We start from the raw sequence: 25,769 nt of genomic DNA, 5'->3' as shown, positions 1-25,769 counted from the left end.
CGCACAGCGATTTCGGGGCCTTGAGCGAAACCCAGTACGGCAAGCTCTGAGGGGCCGGCCGGTCGCTCAGTGGCCGGCGAAATCGAGCAGCGTGAAGAGCTTGAGGCCGGAGGCGCGCAGCTTCTCCGAGCCACCGAGTTCCGGCAGGTCGACGATGGCCGCGCCTTCCATCACTTGCGCGCCCAGCTTCTCCAGCAGCCGGCGCCCGGCCATCATGGTGCCGCCGGTGGCGATCAGGTCGTCGATCAGCACCACCCGGTCGCCTGCCTTCACGGCATCGGTGTGCAGTTCCACCGTCGCGCTGCCGTACTCCAGCTCGTAGGTTTCTTCCACCGTGGTGAAGGGCAGCTTGCCCTTCTTGCGGATCGGCACGAAGCCCACGCCCAGTTCGTAGGCCAGCACCGAGCCGATGATGAAACCCCGCGCATCGAGTCCGGCCACCACGGTGGGGCGCAGCGCCGTGTCCATGTAGCGGTGCACGAAGGTGTCGATCAGCACGCGAAAGACCTTGGGGTCTTGCAGCAGCGGCGTGATGTCGCGGAACTGCACACCCGGTGCGGGCCAGTCGGGCACCGTGCGGATGTGGGATTTCAGGAAGGCGGAGGTGTCCATGGGCTCGGTCCGTGAGGGAGCGGCCATTATCTGCGGTGGCGCAAAAAAAAGCCCCGGCACAACGGCCGGGGCGCAGACCATGGCGACCCTTGTACAAAGCCATGGGCTGGAACGGGAGGCCGTGATCGGCCCTGGGCGCATTCTGATTTCCCGGGCCCGCTGCCCGCCAGGGCTTCCGGCGTGTGGTGCCTGCCAGCCGACGAAGTGGCGTGCTCAGCCCGAGAGCAGCTTCTCTTCGGCCAGGGCCAGCGCGGGCGCCTTGCCACTGATCACCACCGTGTCGCCGCTTTCGAACACCGTCTCGTCGCTCGGGGACTGGGGCTTGCCGCTGGCGCGGCGCAGGCTCACCACGCGCACGCCCACCGCGTGCAGCGCCAGGCTGCCCAGGGTCTTGCCGACGTTGCGGCCACCCGGGGGCAGGGTCACGGTGTTGAGGCGCTCGTGGTCGATCTCGTCGGCACCGTCGTCGTCGGCACCGTGGAAGTAGCCGCGCAGCAGGTTGTAGCGCGCATCGCGCTGGTCCTGCACCACGCGGATCACGCGCCGCATCGGCACGCCCACGAGCGCCAGCGCGTGGCTGGCCAGCATCAGGCTGGCTTCGATCGCCTCGGGCACGACCTCGGTGGCGCCGGCGGTGCGCAGTTTTTCCAGGTCCGCGTCGTCCACCGTGCGCACCACCACCGGCACGTGCGAAGCCTGCTCGTGCGCGTGGCGCAGCACCTTGAGCGCGCTGGGGGTGTCCAGGTAGGTCACCACCACGGCGCTGGCGCGGTGCAGGCCGGCGGCCATCAGGGCCTGCAGGCGCGCGGCATCGCCGAACACCACCGAATGGCCGGCGGCCGCGGCCTGCCGCACGCGGTCGGGGTCGAGGTCGAGCGCCATGTAGGGAATGTGTTCGGCCTCCAGCAGGCGCGCCAGGTTCTGGCCGCAGCGGCCGTAGCCGCAGATGATCACGTGCTTGTCGGCGTTGATGGCCTTGCGCGCGATGCTGGTCATCTGCACCGACTGCATCAGCCAGTCGCTGCCCACCAGGCGCGTGACGATGCTGTTGGCGTAGAGGATGGCGACCGGCGTGGCGAGCATGGAGATCACCATGCTGGCCAGGATGGGGTTGAACAGCTGCGGTGGCACCAGGTTGTTCTGGCCGGACAGCGTGAGCAGCACCAGGCCGAATTCGCCGGCCTGCGCCAGATAGAGACCGGTGCGCAGCGCCACGCCCATGGGGGCGCCGAAGGCGCGCGTGACGCCCGTGATGAGCGCGAGCTTGAACGCCATGGACACCGACAGCAGCAACAGCACCAGCGGCCAGCGGTCCAGCACCAGGCGCCAGTCCAGCATCATGCCGATGGTGATGAAGAACAGGCCCAGCAGCACGTCGTGGAAGGGCCGGATGTCGGTCTCCACTTGGTGCTTGAACTCGGTCTCCGAGATCAGCATGCCGGCCACGAAGGCGCCCAGCGCGAGCGAGAGCCCGGCGTGTTCGGTCAACCAGGCCAGGCCCAGGGTGATGAGCAGCAGATTGAGCATGAAGAGCTCGTCGCTCTTGCGGCGCGCCACCTGCGTGAGCCACCAGCGCATGAGCCGCTGCCCACCGGTGAGCAGCAGGCCGAGCAGCAGCACGGCCTTGAGCGTGGCCCAGCCCAGTGCGCGCAGCAGCTCTTCGGGTTCCGAGGCCAGGGCAGGGATGATCACCAGCAGAGGCACCACGGCCAGATCCTGGAACAGCAGGATGCCCAGCACGCGCTTGCCGTGCTCCGATTCCAGCTCCAGCCGCTCGGCGACCATCTTGATCACGATGGCGGTGCTGCTCATCGCCATCACGCCGCCCAGCGCCAGCGCGGTCTGCCAGGGCACGTTCCACCAGGTGGGCAAGGCCAGGGTGAGCAGCAGCGAGCCCACGGTGGTCAGCAGCACCGTCAACACCACCTGCGACATGCCCAGGCCGAACACGTGCCGCTTCATCGCGCGCAGCTTGGGCAGGCTGAATTCCAGCCCGATCACGAACATGAGGAACACCACGCCGAACTCGGCCAGGTAGCGCACACCGCTCGAGTTCTGCGCCAGCGCCAGCGCGTTCGGCCCGATCACCACGCCCACGACCAGGTAGCCCAGCATCGGCGGCAGGCGCAAGGTGCGGCACGCCACCACGGCCAGCACGGCGGCCAGCAGATAGAGCAGGGCGAGGTCGAGCGAATTCATGAAGCGATGGTAATGGCTGACCCACCACGCGGCGGCGGGCCGGCGGCGATAATTGCGCCCATGACCCTGCCCCCTTCCTTCGACCCGGCCCGGGCCCTGACCCTGGCGCAGGAGACCCTGAGCATCGAGGCACAAGCCGTGACCGCCGTGGCCCAGCGCCTGGACGCGTCTTTCGCCCGAGCCATCGAACTGGTGCTGGGCATTCCCGGGCGCGTGGTGGTCATGGGCATGGGCAAGAGCGGCCACATCGGCCGCAAGATCGCCGCCACGCTGGCCTCCACCGGCACGCCGGCCATGTTCGTGCACCCGGCCGAGGCCAGCCATGGCGACCTGGGCATGATCACCAGCGCCGACATGGTGCTGGGCATCAGCAACAGCGGCGAAAGCGAAGAGCTCACGGCCATCCTGCCGCTCATCAAGCGCATGGGCGTGCCGCTGCTGGCCATCACCGGCCGGCCCGACTCCACACTGGGCCGCCACGCCAACGTGGTGCTGGATGCCTCGGTCGACAAGGAGGCCTGCCCGCACAACCTGGCCCCCACCGCCAGCACCACCGCCCAGCTCGCCCTCGGTGACGCGCTGGCCGTGGCCCTGCTCGACGCACGCGGTTTCAAGGCCGACGACTTCGCGCGCTCCCACCCCGGCGGCGCGCTCGGGCGCAAGCTGCTCACCCACGTGAGCGACGTCATGCGCAGCGGCGACGAGGCCCCGCGCGTGGGCCTGGACGCCGGCCTCATGGAGCTCATGCGCGAGATCAGCGCCAAGGGCCTGGGCATGACCGCCATCGTCGACAGCGGTGAGCGCGTGGTGGGCATCTTCACCGACGGCGACCTGCGCCGCCTGATCGAGAAGACCGGCAGCGGCGCCGATCTGCGCACGCTGGTGGCGCGCGACGTGATGCACCCCCAGCCGCGCACCGTGCGCCCGGACGCGCTGGCCGTGGAAGCCGCGGGTCTGATGGAAGCCAACCGCATCACCAGCGTGCTGGTGGTGGACGGCGCCGGACGCCTGCAGGGCGCGCTCAACAGCAACGACCTCATGCGCGCGAAGGTGATCTGAACGTGGAACCCCTGCGCCCGGTGCTGAGTTTCCCACCCGCCCTGTTGCTGCGCGCCCAGCCGGTGCGCGTGGTCTTCTTCGATGTGGACGGGGTGCTGACCGATGGCAGCCTGTACTTCAGCGAAGCGGGCGAAACGCTGAAACGCTTTCACACGCTCGACGGCCTGGGCCTGCAGCTGCTGAAGCGCGCCGGCATCACGCCGGCCGTGGTGAGCGGGCGCGACTCCGCCGCCCTGCGCCTGCGCCTGTCCGCCCTGGGCGTGGTGCATGCGCGCCTGGGCACCGAAGACAAGGCCCCGGCGGCCGAGGCCATCCTGGCCGAACTCGGCCTGGACTGGGGCGCCGCCGCCGCCATGGGCGACGACTGGCCCGACCTGCCCTTGCTGCGCCGCGCCGCGCTGGCCGCCGCCCCCCCCACCGCGCACGCCGAGGTGCTCGCCGTGGCCCACCACGTCACCGAGCGCCAGCCCGGGGCGGGCGCCGTGCGCGAGCTGTGCGACCTGCTGCTGGTGGCCCAAGGCGCGTATGCCCGTGAGCTGGAGGCGGCCGCGCGGTGAGCACGTCCGACCCGCTCGATTTCTTCGACACCGTCGACCAGACGATCGATGCGCCGCGCGCGCCACGCCGCAAGCGCAAGCTGCTGGACAACCTCTCGATCTACCTGCCCGTGCTGCTCATGGGCCTGCTCGCACTCGCCTCCTACTGGCTGCTGCGCGCCACGCCGGCGCCCGAGTCGGCCGAGCCCGAGCGCCCGGTGAGCACAGAGCCCGACTATTTCATGCGCCGCTTCTCGGTCAAGGCCTTCGATGCCAAGGGCACGCTCAAGACCGAGGTCAAAGGCGTGGAGGCTCGCCACTACCCTGCCACCGACATGGTCGAGATCGACGACGCGCGCATCCGCCACATCGGCGACCAAGGCCTGCCCACGCTTGCCACCGCGCGCCTGGTGACCACCAATGGCGACAACACCGAGTTCGTGCTCCGGGGCAACGCGGTGATCGTGCGCGAGGCCGGCAACGACCTGAATCGCGCAGCCCCAGCCCCGGCTGGAGTTCCGTGGCGAATTCCTGCACGTGTTCCTGGAGCCGGACCGCATCGTCTCCGACCAGCCCGTCACGCTGCTGCGCGGCAGCGACCGCCTGGTCGCCGACACCCTGGACTACACCGGCGAGGACCAGGTCGCGCGCTTCAAGGGCCGCGTGAAAGTGCAGCTGGCGCCGCGTTGAGCGCCCCACCCAGGCCCACCCCACCATGCACCCGACCCCCACCGTCTCCGGCCCGCTGGTGTTCATCACCGGCGCTTCCAGCGGCATCGGCCAGGCCCTGGCGGCCCGCTTCGCGCGGGCGGGTTACCGGCTCGCGCTGGTGGCGCGCCGCACCGAGGACATGCAGGCCTGGGCCCAGGCACAGGGCTTCGACGCCGCGCGCTGCCAGGTGTATGGCGCCGACGTGGCCGACATCGACAGCATCGTCGCCGCCGGCCAGGCCTGCCTGGCCGCGCAAGGCGTGCCCGACGTCGTCATCGCCAACGCCGGCATCAGCATCGGCATGGACACCGCCGACCGGAGCGACATCGACGTGATGGCGCGCACCTTCGCCACCAACAACACCGGCCTGGCCGCCACCTTCCACCCTTTCGTGGCGGCCATGACCGCGCGCGGCAGCGGCGCGCTCGTGGGCATCGGCAGCGTGGCCGCCATCCGGGGCCTGCCCGGGCACGGCGCCTACTGCGCCAGCAAGGCCGCGGTGGTGGCGTATTGCGAGAGCCTGCGGGGCGAGCTGCGGGGCAGTGGTGTGGCCGTTGTCACCCTGCTGCCGGGCTATGTGGACACGCCGCTGACACGCCAGAACCGCTACCGCATGCCGTTTCTGTTGACCGCGGAAACCTTCGCCGACCGCGCGTTCGACGCCATCGGCGCGGGCACGAGCTACCGCGTCATTCCCTGGCAGATGGGCGTGGTCGCCAAGCTGCTGCGGCTGTTGCCCAACCCCTGGTTCGACCGCCTGCTCGCCGGCCGCCCGCGCAAGCACCGTCAGGGCGAGCGGGACGCCACCCGCTGAGGCGGCCATGAAAAAAGCCCTGGGGCAGATGCCACAGGGCTTTTGTGTCGTGTCGACAGGCGCCAGGCGCCGGTTCAGGCCGACGGGTGCGGGCGATCAGTAACCGCCGCGGCCACCACCGCCACCGCCTTCACGACGGCCACCGCCGCCGTAGGGGCTGCGGAAGCCGCCTTCACCACCGCCACCACCACCAAAGCCGCCGCCGCCACTGCGGCCACCGCCGAAGCCGCCACCACCGCTGCGGGGTGGGCGGGCTTCCATCGGACGTGCTTCGTTGACCACCAGGCTGCGACCGCCCAGCGATTGACCGTTCATGCCTTCGATCGCGGCTTGCGCTTCGGCATCGCTGCCCATTTCCACAAAGCCGAAGCCCTTGGAGCGACCCGTTTCGCGTTCCATCATGACCTTGGCGCTGTTGACAGAACCATAGGCGCTGAAAGCTTGTTGCAGGTCTTCGTCGCGCACGGTGTAAGGCAGATTGCCCACGTACAGTTTGTTGCCCATGGTTGGGACTCCTAATAACACAGAGAAAAATAGCGATGGAGCCCCGTTAGCACACAAAAACCTGTAGCACGCGAAACCAACCGATCACTTGTCAAAACGAGCGTTTTCCACGCTCGCCGAGGGATTATGCGCTGAATGTCCTGCAAACACTAACTATTTTTCAGGATGTGCAAAGGTGTGGTAAGCCCGATGCGCGGCAACAACAGGGAGGCGAAAACAGCGGGAAAACCCGTCTTGGCGGGCCCTGGCCGGCGGCTGCAGGGGCCGTCGGATCAATTTATACTGACGCCCAGCGCCGATTTGTTCCAGATTGCGGGCGCTTTAAAAATGCCGCTAAAGGGGAGATTCCCGGTCTCGCTCTTGGCGGCACCGGGTTTTTTTATTGGGCGAACGGCGCCCGCAGGACAAGGCCTTGATCGTCACGCCACAGACATTCCCATTCTCCGAACCGCTGCCGCTGCGTTCCGGCGCCACCCTGCCGGCCTATGAGCTGGTGGTGGAAACCTATGGCACGCTCAACGCCGACCGGTCCAACGCGGTGCTGATCTGCCACGCGCTCAATGCCTCGCACCATGTCGCGGGCTGGTACGCCGACGACAGCGGCCAGCCGCTGGCGCGCAGCGAGGGCTGGTGGAACAACATGATCGGCCCGGGCAAGCCGGTCGACACCGACAAGTACTTCGTCATCGGGGTCAACAACCTGGGTTCTTGCTTCGGCTCCACCGGCCCGACCCACAACAACCCCGCCACCGGCACGCCCTGGGGCGCGGATTTCCCGGTGGTCACGGTGGAGGACTGGGTGGATGCACAGGCCCGCCTGCTCGACGCCATGGGCATCCAGACGCTGGCGGCGGTGATGGGCGGCAGCCTGGGCGGCATGCAGACCCTGAGCTGGACCCTGCAGTACCCCGAGCGCGCGCGCCACGCGGTGGTGGTGGCCAGTGCGCCCAACCTCACGGCCGAGAACATCGCCTTCAACGAGGTGGCGCGGCGCGCCATCGTGACCGACCCCGATTTCCACGGCGGCCACTACCTGCGCGAGGGCACGTTGCCGCGCCGGGGCCTGCGCATCGCCCGCATGATCGGCCACATCACCTACTTGAGCGACGACGTGATGAACGAGAAGTTCGGGCGCAGCCTGCGCTCGAGCGACGCCCAGGATCCCGCGGCGGCGGCCGAACTGGCCTACCGCTACTCCACGCAGGACGTGGAGTTCCAGATCGAGAGCTACCTGCGCTACCAGGGCGACAAGTTCAGCGAGTACTTCGACGCCAACACCTACCTGCTGATCACCCGCGCGCTCGATTATTTCGACCCGGCGCGCGCGTTCGATGGCAACCTCACGGCCGCGCTGGCGCGCGCCCAGGCGAAGTTCTTCCTGGTGAGCTTCACCACGGACTGGCGGTTTTCACCCGCGCGCAGCCGCGAGATCGTCAAGGCCCTGCTCGACAACCAGCGCGACGTGAGCTACGCCGAGATCGATGCGCCGCACGGCCACGACGCCTTCCTGCTCGACGATCCGCGTTACCTGCAGGCGGTGCGGGCCTACTTTGAACAGACCATCGCGGGAGGCAAGGCATGAGCGCCGCGCCGGGCCGCCCCAAGCAAGCTCGCTCCGCAGTGCGCAGCACGGAGGTTTTCAAATGAGCGAAAAGCCATTGATGGACGCCATCGCCCGCCTGGTGCCGCCGGGCTCGCGCGTGCTGGACCTCGGGTGCGGCGACGGCGCCCTGCTGGCCCATCTGCAGGCCGCGCGTGGCTGCAGCGGCTATGGCGTGGAGATCGACGACGCCAAGGTGCTCGCCTGCATGCGGCGCGGCGTCAACGTGCTGCAGCTCAACCTGGAAGACGGGCTGACCATGTTCGGTGACGACGCGTTCGACGTGGTGCTGCAGATCGACACCTTGCAGCACCTGCGCAACGCCGAAACCATGTTGCGCGAGACCGCGCGCGTGGGTCGCCTGGGCGTGGTCGCCTTTCCCAACTTCGCGCACTGGCCCAACCGCCTGCACGTGCTGCAGGGCCGCATGCCGGTCACCAAGCGCCTGCCTTACCAGTGGTACGACACGCCCAACATCCGCGTCGGCACGCACGCCGACTTCGAGGTGCTGGCGCGGCGCAACGGCCTGACCATCGAGGACAGCTTCGGCCTGCACGAAGGCCGCGAGGTCCGCGTGCTGCCCAACCTGATGGCCAGCACGGCCGTGTTCCGATTCTCGAGCTGATCGGCGGCCCGGCTCAGGCCCGGCCGGCTTCGCGCGCGGCGTCGGCGCCGAAGTCGCCCTCGATCGGCTGCGCGTCGGTGGGCATGTCGGGGTAGACCTCGCGGAACACCTCGCGCATGCGCGCCAGGGGCAGGTCGTCGAAGGCCCCGTGTTCGTTCACGTACTCCATGTGCTGGCGGCCTTCGCGGTCGAAGGGGTGGTAGATCGAATCGGCCTCGCCATCGAACTCCAGCGGCAACAGGCCGAACTTGTCGCACAGCTCGATGTTGAAAGCCGGCGTGGCCTTGCGCCAGGCGCCGTCGATCCACAGCGAGGTGTAGCCGTGCCAGACGAAGACGTCGGTCTTCATGGTGTGGCGCATGCGCTCGGTGGAGAGGTGGTTGCGCACGTCGGCAAAGCCCAGCCGCGCGGGAATGCCCTCGGCGCGGCACACCGCCGCCAGCAGCACGGCCTTGGGCACGCACCAGCCGTGGCCTTGTTCCAGCGCGCGGCTCGCGCTCATGCCGGCGTCGGACATGTCGATGCGGTAGGGGTCGTAGCGCAGCCCGTCGCGCACGGCGAGGTACAGCGACACCGCCTTCTCGCGCGGTGTCTCGCCGTGGACGTGTTCCCGGGCGAAGGCGCGCACGGCGGGGTGGTCGGTTTCGATCCAGCGGGTGGCGGCCAGGTGTTGCGGGCCAGGCGGGGTGGTGTCGTTCATCGGTCCAAGTTACCAGATGGCCGGCGGGGCCACCGACGCCTCAGGGACAAACCCTGAGCCGGCGCGGGGCCGCTTCTGCGTACTTTGGTACTCGATGTGCCTGGCGAGCGGTGATTGGGGCGGGTTTGTCGGCCTTTTTACGCCTTCAGCCGCCGCCGCGCTGGCCGATATTCCTGGGACCAACCCGTCAACTGAGGACCCGATCCATGGACATGCGCAACGAAGCCAACCACCTTGCCCGCCACGACAGTGCCAGGGCCGCCGCCGCACAAGCTGCCAGCGCCGAATTCCTGACCTTCCGCCTGGGTGGCGAGGAGTACGGCATCGACATCCTGCGCGTGCAGGAAATCCGCTCCTACGAAGAGCCCACCCGCATCGCCAACGCCCCGGCGTTCATCAAGGGCGTGGTCAACCTGCGCGGCGTGATCGTGCCGGTGGTGGACCTGCGCATCAAGCTGGGTTGCGACAAGGTGGAATACAACGGTTTCACCGTGGTGATCGTGCTCAACGTGCACGGCCGCGTGGTCGGCGCGGTGGTCGACTCCGTCTCCGACGTGCTCGAGCTCGCCGGCGACCTGATCAAGCCGGCACCCGAGATGAACACCAACGTCAACACCAGCTTCATCACCGGCATCGCCAGCGTGGGTGAACGCATGCTGATCCTGATGGACATCGAAGCCCTCATGTCCGGCAGCGACATGGGCTTGATGGACAGCGCCCAGGCACTTCAATAACAAGCCCGCGGCCCGGGCCGCGACGAGGAGCTTCCGAAGATGAGACCAACCGACAACCGACAAAGCTCGGTGGCGCGCCGCGTCGCCCTGCTCGCCGTGGCCCTGCTGTCCGTGGTGCTGGTGCTGATCAGTGGCGTCATGTCCGTCATGGCGGAAAAATCCTCGCGCGAGCGCATGGTCCAGTGGACGGGCGACAAGGCCTTGTCCGTGGGCAATTCGATCGACGCTTTCGACACCACGGCGCGCATGATGACGGACCGGGCCTACAAGCCGTTCCGCCAGAAGTTCGCCGACAAGTTCGAGCTCGACGTGCAGGCCGGCATGCTCAAGGGCTGGGGCATGCTGCTCAACAACGACTTCTCCGAGGTCGACACCTTCGGCCGCACCAACGGTGGCGCGGCGACGATCTTCATGCGCAAGGGCGATGACTTCGAGCGCATCAGCACCTCGCTGAAAAAGGAAAACGGCGAGCGCGCCATGGGCACGATGCTGGCCCGCAAGCACCCGGCCTACCCGTTGATGCTGGAAGGCAAGACCTACACCGGCCGCGCCGTGCTGTTCGGCAAGCCCTACATGACGCATTACGAGGCCCTGAAGGACGACGCCGGCAAGGTGGTCGGCATCCTGTTCATCGGTTTCGACATGGCCGACTTCCAGACCGCGCTGGACAAGCTCGTGGACGAAGCGCGCTTCTTCGAGAGCGGTGGCAGCTATGTGATCGACCCCGCCGGATCGAACGAGGACGCGGTGTTCGTCTCGCACCCCACAGCCGCGGGCAAGAAGGTGCTGGAGGTGAACCCCGGCGCTGCCGCGATGCTCAGCGAAATGCGCGCATCGCCGGAGGTGTTCGTGGGCGAGGCCACGCCTTTGTTCAACGCGTCCATCGAGCGGCCGTGGGCGGTCAAGCGCCAGTCCCAGTCGGGCTGGTGGGTGGTGGCCGAGGTGTCCGACAAGGAAGCCATCGCCAGCTACTGGCGCACCATGTACGCCCTGTGGGCCATGCTGGCCGTGGCCACGGCCGCCCTGGGCGCTGGCATGTACCTGCTGGTGCGCCGCAACGTGAGCCAGCCGCTGGCCCAGCTGACCGCCGCCGTCACCACCGTGGCGCAGGGTGACCTGAGCCAGGCCTTCCAGTCCAGCCGCAGCGACGAAATCGGCCGCCTGGTGCGCGAGGTCGAGAGCATGCGCCAGCGCTTCCTCGGCATGATGCGCGAGCTGCGCAGCGCGACGGACAGCATCAACACGGCGTCGGTGGAGATTGCCTCGGGCAACCAGGACCTGAGCGCGCGCACGGAGCAGGCGGCGAGCAACCTGCAGGAAACGGCGGCGAGCATGGAGCAGCTCACCAGCACGGTGCGCCAGAGCGCGGATGCGGCGCGCCAGGCGAACCAGCTGGCGGCGAGCGCCGCGGAGATCGCGGTGCGCGGTGGTGAAGTGGTGGGCCAGGTGGTCACAACCATGGACGAGATCAACCACAGCAGCAAGAAGATCAGCGACATCATCGGCGTGATCGACGGGATCGCGTTCCAGACCAACATCCTGGCGCTGAACGCGGCGGTGGAAGCCGCGCGGGCCGGGGAGCAGGGCCGTGGGTTCGCGGTGGTGGCCGGCGAGGTGCGCAACCTGGCGCAGCGCAGCGCGCAGGCGGCCAAGGAGATCAAGGGGCTGATCGGCGCGAGCGTGGACAAGGTGGAGACGGGCTCCAGGCTGGTGGCCGATGCGGGGCAGACGATGAGCGAGATCGTGGGCTCGGTGCAGCGGGTGAGCGACATCATCGGGGAGATCACGGCGGCGGCGGGAGAGCAGAGCGACGGGATCGGGCAGGTGAACGTGGCGGTGACGCAGCTGGACCAGATGACGCAGCAGAACGCGGCGCTGGTGGAGGAGAGCGCGGCTGCGGCCGAGAGCCTCAAGGACCAGGCCAAGCGGCTGGACCAGGTGGTGCGCGTGTTCCGCACCGGCGACGCCGAGCACCAACGCCCCGCCGAGCCGTCGCCCGTCGCCACCGTCGCCACGCCGCCGGCATCGGCACCGGTGCTGACCTCGGTGGTGAAACCGGCCACGTCCGCGGCGCCCGCCAAGGCCATGGCCGCAGTGCCCACCAAGGCGGCGATCGTTCCCGTGGTGGTGGCCCAGCCGACCCCGGCCAAGCCCAAGGCCAGCCGGCCCGTGGAGCCGGTGGCGGCACCGGTCCGTCCCGCGCCTGCCGTGGCCAGCGCTCCCAGGGCCGGCAGCGAAGGCGACTGGGAAAGCTTCTGATCGATTCTTCTCACCCACACGGATTCCTCTTTCCCATGTCTTTCCATCAATTCAAGGTCGGTCATCGGCTGGGCCTGGGTTTTCTCAGCGTGCTGGTGCTGCTCCTGGCCGTCACCGCGCTGGGCTGGAGCGGCCTTCGCGCCACCCAGGCGGCCACCGAGCGCGTGATCCATCTCGAGCACCTCGCCTCGGTCACGGAAGAGTGGGCCGCCGGCACGACGCTGAACATCAGCCGCGCGCTCGCCGTGGCCAAGTCCCCGCGCCGACCCGGAGGTCGATGCCTACTTCAAGCCGCTGATCGCGCAGACGTCCACGCGCATCAGCGAACTGCAGAAGACGCTGGAAGCCGAGATCACCAGCGCCGAAGGCAAGGCCTTGCTGGCCAAGATTTCGACGGTGCGCGGCGAGTACATCGCGGTGCGCAAGACCTTCTTCGACGCCCTCAAGACGGGTGACCTCGTGGCCGCCAACCAGATCCTGGCCAGCCAGGTGCTGCCGGCCGCCGACCGCTACAGCGGTGCCCAGAACGAGATGCTGGCCGCCCAGCGCAGCCTGGTGCAGGCCGCCATGGCCGATTCCGCCCGCACCGTGAGCCGCAACGTGACCTGGCTGGTGACGCTGGCCGCGCTGGCGGTGGTGGTGGCGTCCCTGCTGGCCTGGCGCATCACCCGCTCGGTGACGGTGCCGGTGCACCAGGCGGTGGTGATCGCCTCGGCCGTGGCCGATGGCAACCTGTCGGTGCCGGTGCAGACCGACCGCAAGGACGAGCTGGGCGACTTGCTCAACGCCCTGGGTGCGATGAAGAACTCGCTGATCCAGACCGTGAGCCAGGTGCGCAGCGCGACGGACAGCATCAACACGGCGTCGGTGGAGATTGCCTCGGGCAACCAGGACCTGAGCGCGCGCACGGAGCAGGCGGCAAGCAACCTGCAGGAAACGGCGGCGAGCATGGAGCAGCTCACGAGCACGGTGCGCCAGAGCGCCGATGCGGCGCGCCAGGCGAACCAGCTGGCGGCCAGTGCCGCGGAGATCGCGGTGCGCGGTGGTGAGGTGGTGGGCCAGGTGGTCACGACCATGGACGAGATCAACCACAGCAGCAAGAAGATCAGCGACATCATCGGCGTGATCGACGGGATCGCGTTCCAGACCAACATCCTGGCGCTGAACGCGGCGGTGGAAGCCGCGCGGGCCGGGGAGCAGGGGCGTGGCTTCGCGGTGGTGGCTGGCGAGGTGCGCAACCTGGCGCAGCGCAGCGCGCAGGCGGCCAAGGAGATCAAAGGCTTGATCGGCGCGAGCGTGGACAAGGTGGAGACCGGCTCCAGGCTGGTGGCCGATGCGGGGCAGACGATGAGCGAGATCGTGGGCTCGGTGCAGCGGGTCTCGGACATCATCGGGGAGATCACGGCGGCTGCGGGAGAGCAGAGCGACGGGATCGGGCAGGTGAACGTGGCGGTGACGCAGCTGGACCAGATGACGCAGCAGAACGCGGCGCTGGTGGAAGAGAGCGCGGCCGCCGCCGAGAGCCTCAAGGACCAGGCCCGGCGCCTGGCCGGTGTGGTGCAGATCTTCCGCACGGACGCCCATTCCTCATGAACACGGGCGGCGCCTGACCCCGCCGCATCCTTTCAATCAACAAGACGAAGAGACAGTCATGCAACACTTGATGCGCCAGTTTTCCATCCGAATCCGCATGAGGGCCGCCATCGGCGTGGTCCTGATGCTGCTGCTGCTGGTCGGTACCGCCGGCTGGTGGGGCATGGCGCGCATGCACGCGCTGAACGAGGACTTTGTCGAACGCACCTTCGAAGAGACGCTCACGCTCTCGCGCCTGCAGGTGGCGCTGGGCGACATGGGCCGCCACGAGAAGGACATGATCATTGCCTACGAAAAGCCCGAGGCCGTGCTCAAGGCCAAAGCCCAGTGGCAGGCCGCCCGTGACGAGGCCCAGAAGCAGATGGACGTGCTGCAGGCCGGCAAGGAAGAGGGCGAGAACGAACTGGTGCGCGAGATGCAGTCGCACCTCACAAAGTACGTCGCGGCCGTGGGGCCGGTGACGAACCAGCTGGAGTCCTCCGGCTACGACTCGGCGACGGTGGCCAACCGCATGCTGGGCCGCGCGCACGCCAACTACGGCGACCTGCTGCAAAGCCTCAAGCAGCTGGAAGAGGTGCTGATGGCCGATGCCGCCAGTGCCCGCCAGGCGGGCAAGAGCGCCAACGACCAGACCCTGATGCTGTTCGGCCTGGCCGTGGCGATCGCTGCCCTGGTGGTGGTGCCGACCACGCTGTCCAACATGAACAGCATCTGCCGCCCGCTGGACGAAGCCCAGCATCTGGCCAGCGCGATCGCCAAGGGCGACCTCACGCGGACGATCCAGCGCGAAGGCAAGGACGAAACGGCCGCGCTCATGCGCGCGCTGGGCGACATGCAGGCCTCGCTGGCCCGCATCGTGGGCGAGGTGCGCAGCTCCACCGACAGCATCGGCACCGCCAGCCAGCAGATCGCCAGCGGCAACCAGGATCTCTCCAGCCGCACGGAGCAGGCGGCGAGCAACCTGCAGGAAACGGCGGCGAGCATGGAACAGCTCACCAGTACGGTGCGCCAGAGCGCCGATGCCGCGCGCCAGGCCACGCAGATGGCCGTGGCCAACGCCGAGGTGGCGGTGCGCGGTGGCCAGGTCGTGGGCCAGGTGGTCACGACCATGGACGAGATCAACCACAGCAGCAAGAAGATCGGCGACATCATCGGCGTGATCGACGGGATCGCGTTCCAGACCAACATCCTGGCGCTGAACGCGGCGGTGGAAGCCGCGCGGGCCGGGGAGCAGGGCCGGGGCTTCGCCGTGGTGGCGGCCGAGGTGCGCAGCCTGGCGCAGCGCAGCGCGCAGGCGGCCAAGGAGATCAAGGGCCTGATCGAGACCAGCGTGGGCAAGGTGGAAGATGGTTCGCGCCTGGTGGCGCAGGCCGGCAGCACCATCGGCGAGATCGTGGCGAACGCCGAGAAGGTGTCGGCCTTCATCAGCGACATCACCACCGCCGCCGGCGAGCAGAGCGACGGGATCGGACAGGTGAACGTGGCGGTGACGCAGCTGGACCAGATGACGCAGCAGAACGCGGCGCTGGTGGAAGAGAGCGCGGCCGCCGCCGAGAGCCTCAAGGACCAGGCCGGTCGCCTGGCCGAAGCGGTGCGGTTCTTCCGCATCGACGACGGCACCCCGATGTTGCGCGCCTGAGCGCCGCGAGGGGCACGCCATGAACTTCAACCAACGCCTTCTTCTGGCGTTCGTCGCGCCGGCCGCGCTCTTCGTGGCCGGCCTGGCGGGCAGCATCTGGTCGCTGGCGCAGACGCAGTCGCGCTTCGACCACTACATCAAGACCGAGCAGGCCACGGCCAGCGGCCTGCAGGACATGTATGCGCAAGGCCTGCAGATGGGCCAGGCGCTGCGCAACATCGTGCTCGACCCGAGCAACCAGCAGGCCTACAAGAACCTGGAGGCGGCGCGCGAGGCCTTCGACGCGGCCCACCAGACCACGCTCGCGGCCGCCAAGGGCACGCCCGCCGAAGCGGGTCTGGCCCCACTGGCCGGCTTGCGCACGGCCCAGGCCCAGGCGCAGGACAAGGTGCTGGCCCTGCTGAAGACCAGCGCACCCGATGCGGTGCAGATGCTCAACACGGAAGAAACGCCTGCCTGGCGCAAGCTGCGCGGCGAACTGCTGCAGCTGGGCAAGGCCTCGCAGGCGCTGTCGACGCAGACGCACGAACAGGTCAACGCCGAGGCCGACCGCGCCCGCGCGCTGGCCATCGGCCTGGCCTTGTTGGCCCTCTCGGCCGCCGTGGTGCTGGGGCTGGTGGTGCAGCGCACGCTCAAGCGCGAGATCGGCGGCGACCCGGCCATGGCGCGCAGCGCCTTGCGCCGCATCGCCGACGGCGACCTCAGCGGCGCCACGCCGCCCGCGCAGGATCCCAACAGCCTGATGGGCGCGCTCTCGGCCATGCAGACCTCGATGCGCACCCTGGTCGGCCAGGTGCAGCAGTCCAGCGGGGGCATCGACGTCGCCAGCGGCGAGATTGCCTCGGGCAACCAGGACCTGAGCGCGCGCACGGAGCAGGCGGCAAGCAACCTGCAGGAAACGGCGGCGAGCATGGAGCAGCTCACGAGCACGGTGCGCCAGAGCGCCGATGCGGCGCGCCAGGCGAACCAGCTGGCGGCCAGTGCCGCGGAGATCGCGGTGCGCGGTGGTGAGGTGGTGGGCCAGGTGGTCACGACCATGGACGAGATCAACCACAGCAGCAAGAAGATCAGCGACATCATCGGCGTGATCGACGGGATCGCGTTCCAGACCAACATCCTGGCGCTGAACGCGGCGGTGGAAGCCGCGCGGGCCGGGGAGCAGGGGCGTGGCTTCGCGGTGGTGGCTGGCGAGGTGCGCAACCTGGCGCAGCGCAGCGCGCAGGCGGCCAAGGAGATCAAAGGCTTGATCGGCGCGAGCGTGGACAAGGTGGAGACCGGCTCCAGGCTGGTGGCCGATGCGGGGCAGACGATGAGCGAGATCGTGGGCTCGGTGCAGCGGGTCTCGGACATCATCGGGGAGATCACGGCGGCTGCGGGAGAGCAGAGCGACGGGATCGGGCAGGTGAACGTGGCGGTGACGCAGCTGGACCAGATGACGCAGCAGAACGCGGCGCTGGTGGAAGAGAGCGCGGCCGCCGCCGAGAGCCTCAAGGACCAGGCCCGGCGCCTGGCCGGTGTCGTGCAGCTGTTCCGCCTGTAAGCCAAAGGCGGCCGCTGGTCGCCGCAACCTCGCGCGCAGGGGGCCGAAACAGGGTCCTCGTACCGTGTACAAGCCACGGGCGTGCCTATACTGTTTCCCCTGTACCGGCCCCGGGGATTTTCGTCCCGGCATGCCGGCGCCTCACCGCCCGCGCACCCGGAGACCGACGCCATGAACGCTCGCCTGCCCCACGCCTCGCCGCCCCTGGACCCGGCCGCCTTGCAGGCCCATGTGGAGGCGAGCTGGTCGCGCGGCATCATCCCCGAATTGACGCGCTACATCGAGGTGCCCGCCAAGTCGCCGGCCTTCGACCCCGACTGGGCCGCCCATGGGCTGCTGGAGCGCGTGCTGCAGAGCGCGGCCGACTGGGTGCGGGCGCAGCAGGTGGAAGGTCTTCAGCTGGAGATCGTGCGCCTGAACGACGCGCAGGGCCGGCCCCGCACGCCGGTGCTGTTCTTCGAGGTGCCGGCCAGCGCCGGGCGCGACGGCACACCGGCCCCCGCCTCCGGCCAGACCGTGCTGATGTACGGCCACCTCGACAAACAACCCGAGTTCACCGGCTGGCGCAACGACCTCGGCCCCTGGACGCCCAAGATCGACGGCGGCAAGCTCTATGGCCGCGGCGGCGCCGACGACGGTTACGCGGTCTACGCCAGCGTGGCCGCGCTGCAGGCGCTCAAGGCCCAGGGCGTGGCGCACCCGCGCATCGTCGGGCTGATCGAAACCTGTGAAGAGAGCGGTTCGGGCGACCTGCTGCCCTACGTGGACGCGCTGCGCCCGCGCCTGGGCGACGTGGGTCTGGTGATCTGTCTGGACAGCGGTGCCGGCAACTACGACCAGCTCTGGCTCACCACCAGCCTGCGCGGCATCGCCAGCGGCGTGCTCAAGGTGGAGGTGCTCACCGAGGGCATCCACTCGGGCGATGCCTCGGGCCTGGTGCCGTCGAGCTTTCGCATCATGCGCCAGGTGCTGGACCGGCTGGAAGACAGCGCCACCGGCCGCCTGCTGCCCGCCAGCTTCCATTGCGAGGTGCCGGCTGAGCGCATCGAGCAGGCGCGCGCCACCGCCGCCATTCTGGGCGACGAGATCCACAAGCGCTTCCCTTGGGCGCACCACGACTGTGGTGGTTCCACCGTGTTCACCCTGCCCACCACCACCGACCCGGTGGAGGCCCTGCTCAACCGCACCTGGCGGCCCACGCTGTCGGTCACGGGCGCCGACGGTTTCCCCGAGCTGCGCAACGCCGGCAACGTGCTGCGGCCCTACACCGCGTTCAAGCTCAGCCTGCGCCTGCCGCCGCTGGTGGACGCGCCCGCGGCCGTGCAGGAACTCAAGGCCCTGCTGGAGGACAACGCGCCCTACCAGGCGCGCGTGACCTTCGAGGGCGAAGGCGCGGCCAGCGGCTGGAACGCCCCCACCACCGCGCCCTGGTTCGAGCAGGCGCTGCAGGACGCTTCGCAAGCCCACTTCGGCGCGGGCTGCGGCACCATCGGCCAGGGCGGCACCATCCCGCTCATGAACATGCTCAGCAAGGGTTTTCCGACCGCGCAGATGATGGTCTGCGGCGTGCTCGGCCCCAAGAGCAACGCGCACGGTCCGAACGAGTTCCTGCACCTGGACTACGCGCAGCGCCTGACCGCCACGGTGGCCCAGGTCATGGCCCGCATGCCCTGAGCCGCCATCATGTCCGACACCACCCAGGCGCCTTTCACCCTCCGCGATGGCCTGAACCTGGCCCTGTTCGACTGGCCGCTGCCGATGCGCTGGCGCCCACGCGCGGTGGTGCTGATCGTGCACGGCCTGGGTGAACACGCCTGGCGCTACGACCCGGTGGCGCAGCGCCTGAACGAATGGGGCTTCTGCGTGCGCGCGTACGACCAGCGCGGCCACGGCGAGTCGGGTGGCGCGCGCGGTGTGCTGCCCGATGACGACACCTTGCTCGACGACCTCGCCGAGGTGCTGGAGGACACGCGCAACCACATCGCCGAACCCTGGGCCTGCCCGCTCATTCTCATGGGCCACAGCATGGGCGGGCTGGTTGCGTCCACCTTCGTGCAGCGGCGCATGGCGCCTGTCGACGCGCTGGTGCTGTCATCGCCCGCGCTGGACGCTGGCATCGGCGCACTGCAGAAAAAGCTGATTTCCCTGCTCTACCGTTTCGCGCCCAACTTCGCCATCTCCAACGGCCTGGACGCGAGCAAGATCTCGCACAACGCAGCGGTGGTGGAGGCCTACAAGAAGGACCCGCTGGTGCACGACCGCATCAGCGCGCGGCTGGCGCAGTTCATCGACAGCAACGGCCCGGCCGTGGTGGCTGCCGCCGCGCAGTGGCGCGTGCCCACGCTGCTTTTGTATGCGGGGGCCGACAGCCTGGTGCGGCCTGCGGGCAGCAAGGCGTTTGCCGCCGCCGCGCCGCGCGACAAGGTGCATGCCCAAGTCTATGAAGGCCTGTACCACGAGATCTTCAACGAGGCCGATCCCTCGGCCGTGTACGGCACCCTGAAGGCCTGGCTGGACGTGGTCGCGCCCGCGCAGGCCTGAGCCGAGGTTCAGCGGCGGGGTGGTGTGAGCCCGAACAGGCCCATCAGGTCGGCCGCGCCAGCGCCGCCACCCTGACCACCGCCCCCGCCGAGCAGGGCGCCCAGCCCACCGAGACCCCCCAGGTCGTTGTCGGCCGGCAACTGCCCCTTGGGGCTGAGCTGGTCGATCAGGCCGGGCAGCAGGTCGGCCAAGGTGCCCGAAGCCTGCGCGGGGCTGCCGCCGAGTTGCGAGGCGATCATGCCCATCAGGTCGGGGCCGAGCGCGCTGCCGAGCTGGTCGCCCGACACCGGCTGGTTCGCGCCGGTGCCGATCCAGGATTGCACCGCGTCACCGAGGCCGCCCGATTGCAGCTTGGCCAGCAGGCCTTGCAAACCGCCCGAGCTCGCGAGCAGCGAGCCGACCAGGGCGATGAGCATCTGCGGGTCCATCCCACCCGGCAGGCCGTTGGCGGAGGCGGAGGGGCCCCGTTGTTGTCCCTGCAGCGAGCCCGAAGCGGCCTCGGCGGCGGCACCGATCAATGAATCCAGAAGTCCCATGGCATTGTTCCCTGTGATGGGCGCCCGGAATGGGCGCGCGGTCAGGCGGGATTGTGGGCCTGCCGGCGCACCCAGGCAAGCCAGACCAGGGCCAGTCCGGTGAGACCCACCGGTACCAGCGAGCCGATGTTGAGCCATTGCCAGCCCTGGGTGGTGACCAGCGCCCCGGAGGCGAACGAGGTCAGCGCCATGGTGGCGAACACGCAGAAGTTGATCGCGGCCTGCGCGCGGTTCTTCTCCTCGGGTCGGTAGGCCTGCAGCGACAGCGTCGTGCTGCCCGTGAAGAGGAAGTTCCAGCCCACACCGAGCAGGAACAGCGCGATCAGGAACTGCTGCAGGTCCACGCCCGAGAGCGCCACCAGGATGCACGCGATGTTGAGCACCACGCCCACGCCCATGATGGTGAGCACGCCAAAGCGCGCGATCAGATGGCCGGTGAAGAAACCCGGCGCGAACATGCCGATCACGTGCCATTCGAGCACCAGGGCCGCGTCATCGAACGCAAAGCCGCAGACCTGCATCGCCAGCGGCGTGGCGGCCATCAGCAGGTTCATCACGCCGAAACCCAGCGCCGCGCCAGCGGTGGCGACGATGAACACCGGCTGGCGCACGATCACCGAGAGCGGGCGGCCCCGGTCGGCGCCGGCGACCGGGGCCGGCGTGGGCGGGAAGCGCAGAAAGGCCATGAGCGCCATGGCGAGCAGGGCCACCAGGGCCAGCGCCACATACGCACCGGCGAACGGCGCACCCAGCCAGTCCTTGGTGCGCACGGCCAGGTTGGGCCCGAGCACCGCGCCCACCAGGCCGCCCGCCAGCACCAGCGAGACCGCCTTGTCGCGGAACGCGGGCGCGCTCAGCTCGGCCGCCGCGAAGCGGTAGAGCTGGCCGTTGGCGCTGTAGTAACCCGCGACCACGGTGGCGGCCACCAGCAGCCAGAAGTTCCGGTCCATCACCGCCCAGGCGCACAGCAGGGCCGAGGCCAGGGCCACCAGCAGGCCGATCTGGAACGAGGCCTGCCGCCCGAAGGCGCTCTGGGTGCGCGCCACCAGGGGCGTGGACAGCGCGCCGCCCAGCACATAGCCCATCACCGGCAGCGTGGCGCATCCAGCCCAGGGGCGCGAGCGCGAGACCCACCAGACCGTTGATGGCCATGAAGACCACGTTGTTGGTGAGAAAAAGCCCTTGCGCGCCGGCCAGCAGCCAGAGGTTTTTGTTCATAAGTCATCGTTTATACAATGCGGTATGCGCAAGACCCAGCACATTGGCATCGTGGCCTGCTCCGCCGAAGGGGCGGCCCTCTGTTATCGCACCATCTGCGTCGAAGGCGCGGCCTTGCTCGGGCCGCACGCGCACCCCGAGGTCTCGCTGCATTCGCTCTCTCTCGCCGACTACGTGGACTGTCTGAACCGGGGCGATCTGCGCGGCGTGGCCGATCTCATGCTGGCGTCCGCCCACAAGCTGGCGGCCGCCGGCGCGGACTTCCTGATCTGCCCCGACAACACCATCCACCAGGCGTTCCACCATGTCGAGCCGCGCTCGCCGCTGCCCTGGCTGCACATCGCCGAGGTGGTGGCGCAAGCGGCGGTGCAGGCCGGCCACCGGCGCCTGGGCATCACCGGCACGCGCTGGCTGGTGGACAGCGAGGTCTATCCCGAGAAGCTCGCCGCGGTGGGTGTGCAGGCGGTGCGGCCCAGCGTGGCCGAGCGCGAGGAGATCGGCCGCATCATCATGGACGAGCTGGTCTGCGGGGTGTTCAAGCCGGAGAGCGTGGCGCGCTTCCAGGCTGTGTTCGCGCGCCTGCAGACCGAGGAGGGCTGCGACGCCGTGGTGCTGGGGTGCACCGAGATCCCGCTGATCATGAGCGACGCGAACTCGCCCCTGCCCACGCTGGACTCCACCCGCTTGCTCGCTCGCGCGGCGCTGGCGCGGGCCGTGGGGGTTTCGGCGGCCGGCACATGACCGCTTGATGAAAGCCCATCCGCACCGGGGTGGCATGCGGTAACGGTGCTCAAGAAGCCCGGTCGGGCGTCGAAGCAGGAGCAAGGGTGGCATTCGCGCCACCCGCTTCTCAAAGACCTCCCATGAACTGGCTTTCCTACATTTCCGTGCGCGCCAAACTCGCGCTGCTGCTGGCCTTGTGCGCGCTGGGCATTCTCACCGTGGCGCTGTCGGCGCTCTTCAGTCTGGACCGCGCCGTCTCGGCGAGCCAGCAACTCGTGCAGGTCGAGGTGTCCGCCCTGCGGTCGTTGGGCGACGTGCGCGCCGCCGTGGGCAACATGCGGCGCTATGAGAAGGACCTCTTTCTCAACCTGGCCGACGAAACGGCCCTGCAGCGCTACCACTCGGCCTGGCAACAGCAGGTGGACCTGGGTCTGGGGCAGCTGGCCCAGCTGCGGCCCGGCCTGCACACGCAGGAGCAGGCCGCGCTCGACCGCATGACCGCGGGCCTCGCGAAGTACCGCGAGGCGGTCAACGCCATCCACCTGGGCATCACGCGCGGCGAGATCAACGACCCCTGGCGCGCCAACAGCGCCATGGAGCCGGCCAAGGCCGATGTGCGCTCGGCCGACGAGGCCTTCGTCGAGATCAGCAACGCGGTCGGCGTGCGCGTGGACGGCATGGTCGATGCGTTGGCCCGCCTGCAACGGCAAGCCATGTGGGTCACGGTGCTGGCCGCGCTGGCGGTGCTGGTGCTCGCGCTCGGCCTGGGTTACGTGGTCAGCGGCAGCATCACGCGCCCGCTGGACGAGGCGGCGCGCGCGATCGAGCGCGTGGCCGGCGGCGACCTGAGCACGCAGGTGCAGGCCCTGGGGCGCGACGAGATCGCGCGCGTGCTGGCCGGCATCGAGCGCATGCAGAGTGGGCTCGCGCGCATCGTGAGCGAGATCCGCGAGGGCGTCGATGGTGTGAAGATCGCCAGCGGCGAGATTGCCTCGGGCAACCAGGACCTGAGCGCGCGCACGGAGCAGGCGGCGAGCAACCTGCAGGAAACGGCGGCGAGCATGGAGCAGCTCACCAGCACGGTGCGCCAGAGCGCGGATGCGGCGCGCCAGGCGAACCAGCTGGCGGCGAGCGCCGCGGAGATCGCGGTGCGCGGCGGTGAAGTGGTGGGCCAGGTGGTCACGACCATGGACGAGATCAACCACAGCAGCAAGAAGATCAGCGACATCATCGGCGTGATCGACGGGATCGCGTTCCAGACCAACATCCTGGCGCTGAACGCGGCGGTGGAAGCCGCGCGGGCCGGGGAGCAGGGCCGTGGGTTCGCGGTGGTGGCCGGTGAGGTGAGGAACCTGGCGCAGCGCAGCGCGCAGGCGGCCAAGGAGATCAAGGGGCTGATCGGCGCGAGCGTGGACAAGGTGGAGACGGGCTCCAGGCTGGTGGCCGATGCGGGGCAGACGATGAGCGAGATCGTGGGCTCGGTGCAGCGGGTCTCGGACATCATCGGGGAGATCACGGCGGCGGCGGGAGAGCAGAGCGACGGGATCGGGCAGGTGAACGTGGCGGTGACGCAGCTGGACCAGATGACGCAGCAGAACGCGGCGCTGGTGGAGGAGAGCGCGGCTGCGGCCGAGAGCCTCAAGGACCAGGCCCGGCGCCTGGCCGGTGTCGTGCAGGTGTTCCGGCTCGCGCCGGCCTGAGCGCGTCAGCCCAGCGCGAGCGTGAGCGCCGCGAGCGCGGCCGTCTCGGCGCGCAGCACGCGCGGCCCAAGCGTGACAGGCAGGAATCCGGCCGCGCGGGCCAGCGCATCTTCGCTCGGGCTCAGGCCCCCTTCGGGGCCGCTGAGGAAGCAGACCGGCGCCTGGGCCGGTGCCTGTGCCAAGGCGTTCGCCAGCGGCTGCGTGCCTTCGGCCAGCGAGAGCAGGCAGCGCAGCGAGGGGGTTGCCGCATCGGCGGGCGCAAGCGCCTTCAGCCATGAAGCGAAGTCGCTCACCGGGTGCACCGTGGGCACGCGGTTGCCGCCGCACTGTTCACATGCCGCCACCGCCACCGATTGCCAGTGCGCCTGTTTTTTTGTCGCACGTTCGCCACTCAAGCGCAGCACACTGTGCGAGGTGTGCAGCGGCTGCAGGCTGGCGCAGCGCCGAGTTCAGCGGCTTTCTCCACCAGCCAGTCCATGCGCTCGTTGGCCGGCATGCCCAGCGCCAGGTGCACCGCGCGGGCGGGCTCGCGTTCGGTGGCGTGGTGCGCGCCGAGCACTACCTCCACGTCGCTGCGGCCCATGCGGGTGATGGTGGCGTCCCACTCGCCGCCCTGGCCGTTGAACAGCGTGATGGTCTGACCGGGTTGCAGGCGCAACACCTGCACATGGCGCGCCGCGGCGGCGGGCAGCGCAAGGGGCTGGCCCTCGAGCAGTGGCGCCGGGCAGTGGAAGCGCGGCATGCTCAGACGCGCCCGAAGGCGTAGCCGGAGGCGGCCTGCAGGCCTTCGATCTCGTCGAGCATCTTCAGGAACGGGCCGAGCGCGCGGTAACGGTGCGCCGTGTGTCGGATGTAGCCGATGAAGCGCGGCGCGTCGGCCAGGTACTTGGGTTTGCCGTCGCGCAGGGTGAGGCGCGCGAAGATGCCGGCCACCTTCAGGTGGCGCTGCAGGCCCATCCACTCCACGCCCCGGTAGAAAGCGCCGAAGTCGCTGTGCCAGTCCTCGAAGTCCATCAGGCCGGCCGCGCGCGCCTTTTCCCAGTAGCGCACGGTGACGTCGATCACGAAGTCCTCGTCCCAGCTGAGGAAGGCGTCGCGCATCAGGCTGGCCAGCGTCGTAGGTGATGGGGCCGTGCACCGCGTCCTGGAAGTCGAGCACGCCGAGCTGGCGCGCGGGTGTATCACCGGGTTGCAGCGGCAACATGAGGTTGCGCGGCATGAAGTCGCGGTGCACGTAGACCTGTGGCGCCGCGAGGTTGTGCGCGACGATGGTGTCGAAGGTCTTCTGCAGTGTCTGCGCCTGCGTGGCATCGAGCGCGAGGCCTTTGTGCTGCGCCAGGTACCAGTCGGGAAAGAGCTGCAGCTCGCGGCGCAGCAGGGTGTCGTTGTAGGGCGGCAGCACACCGGGTTTGGAGGCCAGCTGCCAGGCCAGCAGCGCGTCCAGCGCCTGCATGTAGCGCGCGTGGTTGGCCTGCGGCCTCTCGGCGTCGATGCCGTCGAGCATGGTCTGGTGGCCGAGGTCGCTCAGCAACATGAAGCCCTGCGGTTCGTCCCAAGCCAGGATCTCGGGCACCAGCAGGCCGGCCTCGCGCAGCAGACCGGCCACGTGCACGAAGGGCTGGCAGTTCTCTTGCGCCGGTGGCGCGTCCATCACGATCAGGCTGCCGCCGGCTTGCGCGTCCAGGCGCAGGTAGCGGCGAAAGCTCGCGTCGGCCGAGGCGGGGCGCAGGGTGCCGGGCAGCAGGCCCAGGCGGGCGGCCAGCGGCTGTATCCAGGCGTGAAAGGCGGCTTCCCGAACCGGATCGGCCCAGGTGACGGCGGGGTGGGACGGGCTCATGGAGGCGGGTGGTGGGACGTGGGTGGCCGTGCGACCTGTCCGGGTGTCGGGCAGTGGATAATCGCCCTTGATTCTACAAACCCCCTGCA

General features: G+C 69.2%; 21 protein-coding genes, 4 pseudogenes and 1 riboswitch. Of the genes and pseudogenes, 17 read left to right on the top strand and 8 right to left on the bottom strand.

From position 1 onward, the window contains the following. Positions 1-66: 66 nt before the first annotated feature. Both ACFJI0_RS22440 and ACFJI0_RS22435 read right to left on the bottom strand, forming a co-directional pair. On the bottom strand, positions 67-612 hold the full coding sequence (locus tag ACFJI0_RS22440; protein WP_291115220.1) for an adenine phosphoribosyltransferase: 546 nt from the start codon (positions 610-612) through the stop codon (positions 67-69). 213 nt (positions 613-825) lie between these two features. Further along, the gene (locus ACFJI0_RS22435) at positions 826-2,811 is read right to left on the bottom strand and encodes a monovalent cation:proton antiporter-2 (CPA2) family protein (RefSeq protein ID WP_382322371.1); all 1,986 of its coding nucleotides are present in this window, start codon (positions 2,809-2,811) and stop codon (positions 826-828) included. Positions 2,812-2,871: 60 nt separating this feature from the next. Between ACFJI0_RS22435 and ACFJI0_RS22430 the strand changes: the two genes are divergently transcribed. The 5 genes and pseudogenes from ACFJI0_RS22430 to ACFJI0_RS22410 all read left to right on the top strand — a co-directional run bounded on the left by ACFJI0_RS22430 (position 2,872) and on the right by ACFJI0_RS22410 (position 5,931). Beyond that, positions 2,872-3,870, top strand: a complete 999-nt coding sequence (locus ACFJI0_RS22430; RefSeq protein ID WP_382322370.1) for an SIS domain-containing protein — start codon at positions 2,872-2,874, stop codon at positions 3,868-3,870. Between the two features lie 11 nt (positions 3,871-3,881). Continuing rightward, complete coding sequence (locus ACFJI0_RS22425; protein ID WP_382325784.1) at positions 3,882-4,427, top strand: KdsC family phosphatase; 546 nt, start codon at positions 3,882-3,884, stop codon at positions 4,425-4,427. Between the two features lie 119 nt (positions 4,428-4,546). Next, positions 4,547-4,831, top strand: a pseudogene (gene lptC / locus ACFJI0_RS22420) (LPS export ABC transporter periplasmic protein LptC); the annotation flags it as partial. Between the two features lie 112 nt (positions 4,832-4,943). Further along, on the top strand, positions 4,944-5,096 hold the full coding sequence (locus tag ACFJI0_RS22415) for a hypothetical protein (protein ID WP_382322369.1): 153 nt from the start codon (positions 4,944-4,946) through the stop codon (positions 5,094-5,096). Positions 5,097-5,121: 25 nt separating this feature from the next. After that, on the top strand, positions 5,122-5,931 hold the full coding sequence (locus tag ACFJI0_RS22410; protein WP_382322368.1) for an SDR family oxidoreductase: 810 nt from the start codon (positions 5,122-5,124) through the stop codon (positions 5,929-5,931). 96 nt (positions 5,932-6,027) lie between these two features. Here the strand turns inward: ACFJI0_RS22410 and ACFJI0_RS22405 are convergent, their stop codons facing one another. Next, positions 6,028-6,435, bottom strand: a complete 408-nt coding sequence (locus ACFJI0_RS22405; protein ID WP_291115208.1) for an RNA-binding protein — start codon at positions 6,433-6,435, stop codon at positions 6,028-6,030. Between the two features lie 282 nt (positions 6,436-6,717). Continuing rightward, positions 6,718-6,793, top strand: a riboswitch (SAM riboswitch). Between the two features lie 24 nt (positions 6,794-6,817). Between ACFJI0_RS22405 and ACFJI0_RS22400 the strand changes: the two genes are divergently transcribed. Then, complete coding sequence (locus ACFJI0_RS22400; RefSeq protein ID WP_382322367.1) at positions 6,818-8,017, top strand: homoserine O-acetyltransferase; 1,200 nt, start codon at positions 6,818-6,820, stop codon at positions 8,015-8,017. Positions 8,018-8,078: 61 nt separating this feature from the next. After that, on the top strand, positions 8,079-8,660 hold the full coding sequence (gene metW, locus ACFJI0_RS22395) for a methionine biosynthesis protein MetW (RefSeq protein WP_297402977.1): 582 nt from the start codon (positions 8,079-8,081) through the stop codon (positions 8,658-8,660). Between the two features lie 13 nt (positions 8,661-8,673). Here metW and ACFJI0_RS22390 read toward each other — a convergent pair whose 3' ends face one another. Continuing rightward, positions 8,674-9,360 carry a transglutaminase family protein gene (locus ACFJI0_RS22390; protein ID WP_382322366.1) on the bottom strand — a complete coding sequence of 229 codons (687 nt, stop codon included), beginning with the start codon at positions 9,358-9,360 and terminating at the stop codon, positions 8,674-8,676. 206 nt (positions 9,361-9,566) lie between these two features. On the opposite strand from ACFJI0_RS22390, the gene ACFJI0_RS22385 reads away from it, so the two are divergent. From ACFJI0_RS22385 to ACFJI0_RS22350, 8 genes are all read left to right on the top strand, one after another. Continuing rightward, the gene (locus ACFJI0_RS22385; RefSeq protein WP_291115200.1) at positions 9,567-10,094 is read left to right on the top strand and encodes a chemotaxis protein CheW; all 528 of its coding nucleotides are present in this window, start codon (positions 9,567-9,569) and stop codon (positions 10,092-10,094) included. Positions 10,095-10,133: 39 nt separating this feature from the next. Continuing rightward, positions 10,134-12,353, top strand: coding sequence for a methyl-accepting chemotaxis protein (locus ACFJI0_RS22380; RefSeq protein WP_382322365.1), 2,220 nt, complete (start codon positions 10,134-10,136; stop codon positions 12,351-12,353). Between the two features lie 35 nt (positions 12,354-12,388). Further along, entirely contained in the window at positions 12,389-12,808 is a 420-nt protein-coding gene (locus ACFJI0_RS22375) for a hypothetical protein (RefSeq protein ID WP_382322364.1), read from the top strand. Further along, positions 12,693-13,946, top strand: coding sequence for a methyl-accepting chemotaxis protein (locus tag ACFJI0_RS22370; RefSeq protein WP_382325782.1), 1,254 nt, complete (start codon positions 12,693-12,695; stop codon positions 13,944-13,946). Before ACFJI0_RS22375 ends, ACFJI0_RS22370 begins: the two co-directional genes overlap by 116 nt. A gap of 58 nt (positions 13,947-14,004) precedes the next feature. Next, positions 14,005-15,585, top strand: coding sequence for a methyl-accepting chemotaxis protein (locus ACFJI0_RS22365; RefSeq protein WP_382322363.1), 1,581 nt, complete (start codon positions 14,005-14,007; stop codon positions 15,583-15,585). A 19-nt stretch (positions 15,586-15,604) separates the two neighbouring features. Continuing rightward, positions 15,605-17,125, top strand: a complete 1,521-nt coding sequence (locus ACFJI0_RS22360) for a methyl-accepting chemotaxis protein (RefSeq protein WP_382322362.1) — start codon at positions 15,605-15,607, stop codon at positions 17,123-17,125. Positions 17,126-17,296: 171 nt separating this feature from the next. Next, positions 17,297-18,799: a M20 family metallopeptidase gene (locus tag ACFJI0_RS22355; RefSeq protein ID WP_382322361.1), complete on the top strand. Its 1,503-nt coding sequence runs from the start codon at positions 17,297-17,299 to the stop codon at positions 18,797-18,799. 9 nt (positions 18,800-18,808) lie between these two features. After that, positions 18,809-19,666: an alpha/beta hydrolase gene (locus ACFJI0_RS22350; RefSeq protein ID WP_382152802.1), complete on the top strand. Its 858-nt coding sequence runs from the start codon at positions 18,809-18,811 to the stop codon at positions 19,664-19,666. An 8-nt stretch (positions 19,667-19,674) separates the two neighbouring features. Here the strand turns inward: ACFJI0_RS22350 and ACFJI0_RS22345 are convergent, their stop codons facing one another. After that, the gene (locus tag ACFJI0_RS22345) at positions 19,675-20,202 is read right to left on the bottom strand and encodes a YidB family protein (RefSeq protein WP_291121853.1); all 528 of its coding nucleotides are present in this window, start codon (positions 20,200-20,202) and stop codon (positions 19,675-19,677) included. A gap of 41 nt (positions 20,203-20,243) precedes the next feature. Then, positions 20,244-21,420 (bottom strand): annotated as a pseudogene (locus ACFJI0_RS22340) (MFS transporter). A 24-nt stretch (positions 21,421-21,444) separates the two neighbouring features. Here ACFJI0_RS22340 and ACFJI0_RS22335 point away from each other — a divergent pair. After that, positions 21,445-22,161: an aspartate/glutamate racemase family protein gene (locus tag ACFJI0_RS22335; protein ID WP_382322360.1), complete on the top strand. Its 717-nt coding sequence runs from the start codon at positions 21,445-21,447 to the stop codon at positions 22,159-22,161. A 122-nt stretch (positions 22,162-22,283) separates the two neighbouring features. Beyond that, positions 22,284-23,843, top strand: coding sequence for a methyl-accepting chemotaxis protein (locus ACFJI0_RS22330; RefSeq protein WP_382322359.1), 1,560 nt, complete (start codon positions 22,284-22,286; stop codon positions 23,841-23,843). A gap of 5 nt (positions 23,844-23,848) precedes the next feature. Here the strand turns inward: ACFJI0_RS22330 and ACFJI0_RS22325 are convergent. Both ACFJI0_RS22325 and ACFJI0_RS22320 read right to left on the bottom strand, forming a co-directional pair. Then, positions 23,849-24,585 (bottom strand): annotated as a pseudogene (locus ACFJI0_RS22325) (16S rRNA (uracil(1498)-N(3))-methyltransferase). A gap of 2 nt (positions 24,586-24,587) precedes the next feature. After that, positions 24,588-25,680 (bottom strand): annotated as a pseudogene (locus ACFJI0_RS22320) (aminoglycoside phosphotransferase family protein). Between the last annotated feature and the right edge of the window lie 89 nt (positions 25,681-25,769).

The sequence above is a fragment of the Hydrogenophaga sp. UC242_53 genome (genome assembly GCF_042696965.1).
Lineage (GTDB): Bacteria > Pseudomonadota > Gammaproteobacteria > Burkholderiales > Burkholderiaceae_C > Hydrogenophaga.
The sequence above is the reverse complement of the archived record's forward strand: the minus strand, read 5'-3'. Positions and strand labels throughout refer to the sequence as shown.

Coding starts and splice junctions, on each gene's coding strand:
- ACFJI0_RS22335 (WP_382322360.1), top strand. CDS start 21,445: ATGCGCAAGACCCAGCACATTGGCATCGTGGCCTGCTCCGCCGAAGGG.
- ACFJI0_RS22410 (WP_382322368.1), top strand. CDS start 5,122: ATGCACCCGACCCCCACCGTCTCCGGCCCGCTGGTGTTCATCACCGGC.
- ACFJI0_RS22385 (WP_291115200.1), top strand. CDS start 9,567: ATGGACATGCGCAACGAAGCCAACCACCTTGCCCGCCACGACAGTGCC.
- ACFJI0_RS22350 (WP_382152802.1), top strand. CDS start 18,809: ATGTCCGACACCACCCAGGCGCCTTTCACCCTCCGCGATGGCCTGAAC.
- ACFJI0_RS22440 (WP_291115220.1), bottom strand. CDS start 612: ATGGACACCTCCGCCTTCCTGAAATCCCACATCCGCACGGTGCCCGAC.
- ACFJI0_RS22405 (WP_291115208.1), bottom strand. CDS start 6,435: ATGGGCAACAAACTGTACGTGGGCAATCTGCCTTACACCGTGCGCGAC.
- ACFJI0_RS22355 (WP_382322361.1), top strand. CDS start 17,297: ATGAACGCTCGCCTGCCCCACGCCTCGCCGCCCCTGGACCCGGCCGCC.
- ACFJI0_RS22360 (WP_382322362.1), top strand. CDS start 15,605: ATGAACTTCAACCAACGCCTTCTTCTGGCGTTCGTCGCGCCGGCCGCG.
- ACFJI0_RS22330 (WP_382322359.1), top strand. CDS start 22,284: ATGAACTGGCTTTCCTACATTTCCGTGCGCGCCAAACTCGCGCTGCTG.
- metW (WP_297402977.1), top strand. CDS start 8,079: ATGAGCGAAAAGCCATTGATGGACGCCATCGCCCGCCTGGTGCCGCCG.
- ACFJI0_RS22390 (WP_382322366.1), bottom strand. CDS start 9,360: ATGAACGACACCACCCCGCCTGGCCCGCAACACCTGGCCGCCACCCGC.
- ACFJI0_RS22375 (WP_382322364.1), top strand. CDS start 12,389: ATGTCTTTCCATCAATTCAAGGTCGGTCATCGGCTGGGCCTGGGTTTT.
- ACFJI0_RS22345 (WP_291121853.1), bottom strand. CDS start 20,202: ATGGGACTTCTGGATTCATTGATCGGTGCCGCCGCCGAGGCCGCTTCG.
- ACFJI0_RS22435 (WP_382322371.1), bottom strand. CDS start 2,811: ATGAATTCGCTCGACCTCGCCCTGCTCTATCTGCTGGCCGCCGTGCTG.
- ACFJI0_RS22430 (WP_382322370.1), top strand. CDS start 2,872: ATGACCCTGCCCCCTTCCTTCGACCCGGCCCGGGCCCTGACCCTGGCG.
- ACFJI0_RS22365 (WP_382322363.1), top strand. CDS start 14,005: ATGCAACACTTGATGCGCCAGTTTTCCATCCGAATCCGCATGAGGGCC.
- ACFJI0_RS22380 (WP_382322365.1), top strand. CDS start 10,134: ATGAGACCAACCGACAACCGACAAAGCTCGGTGGCGCGCCGCGTCGCC.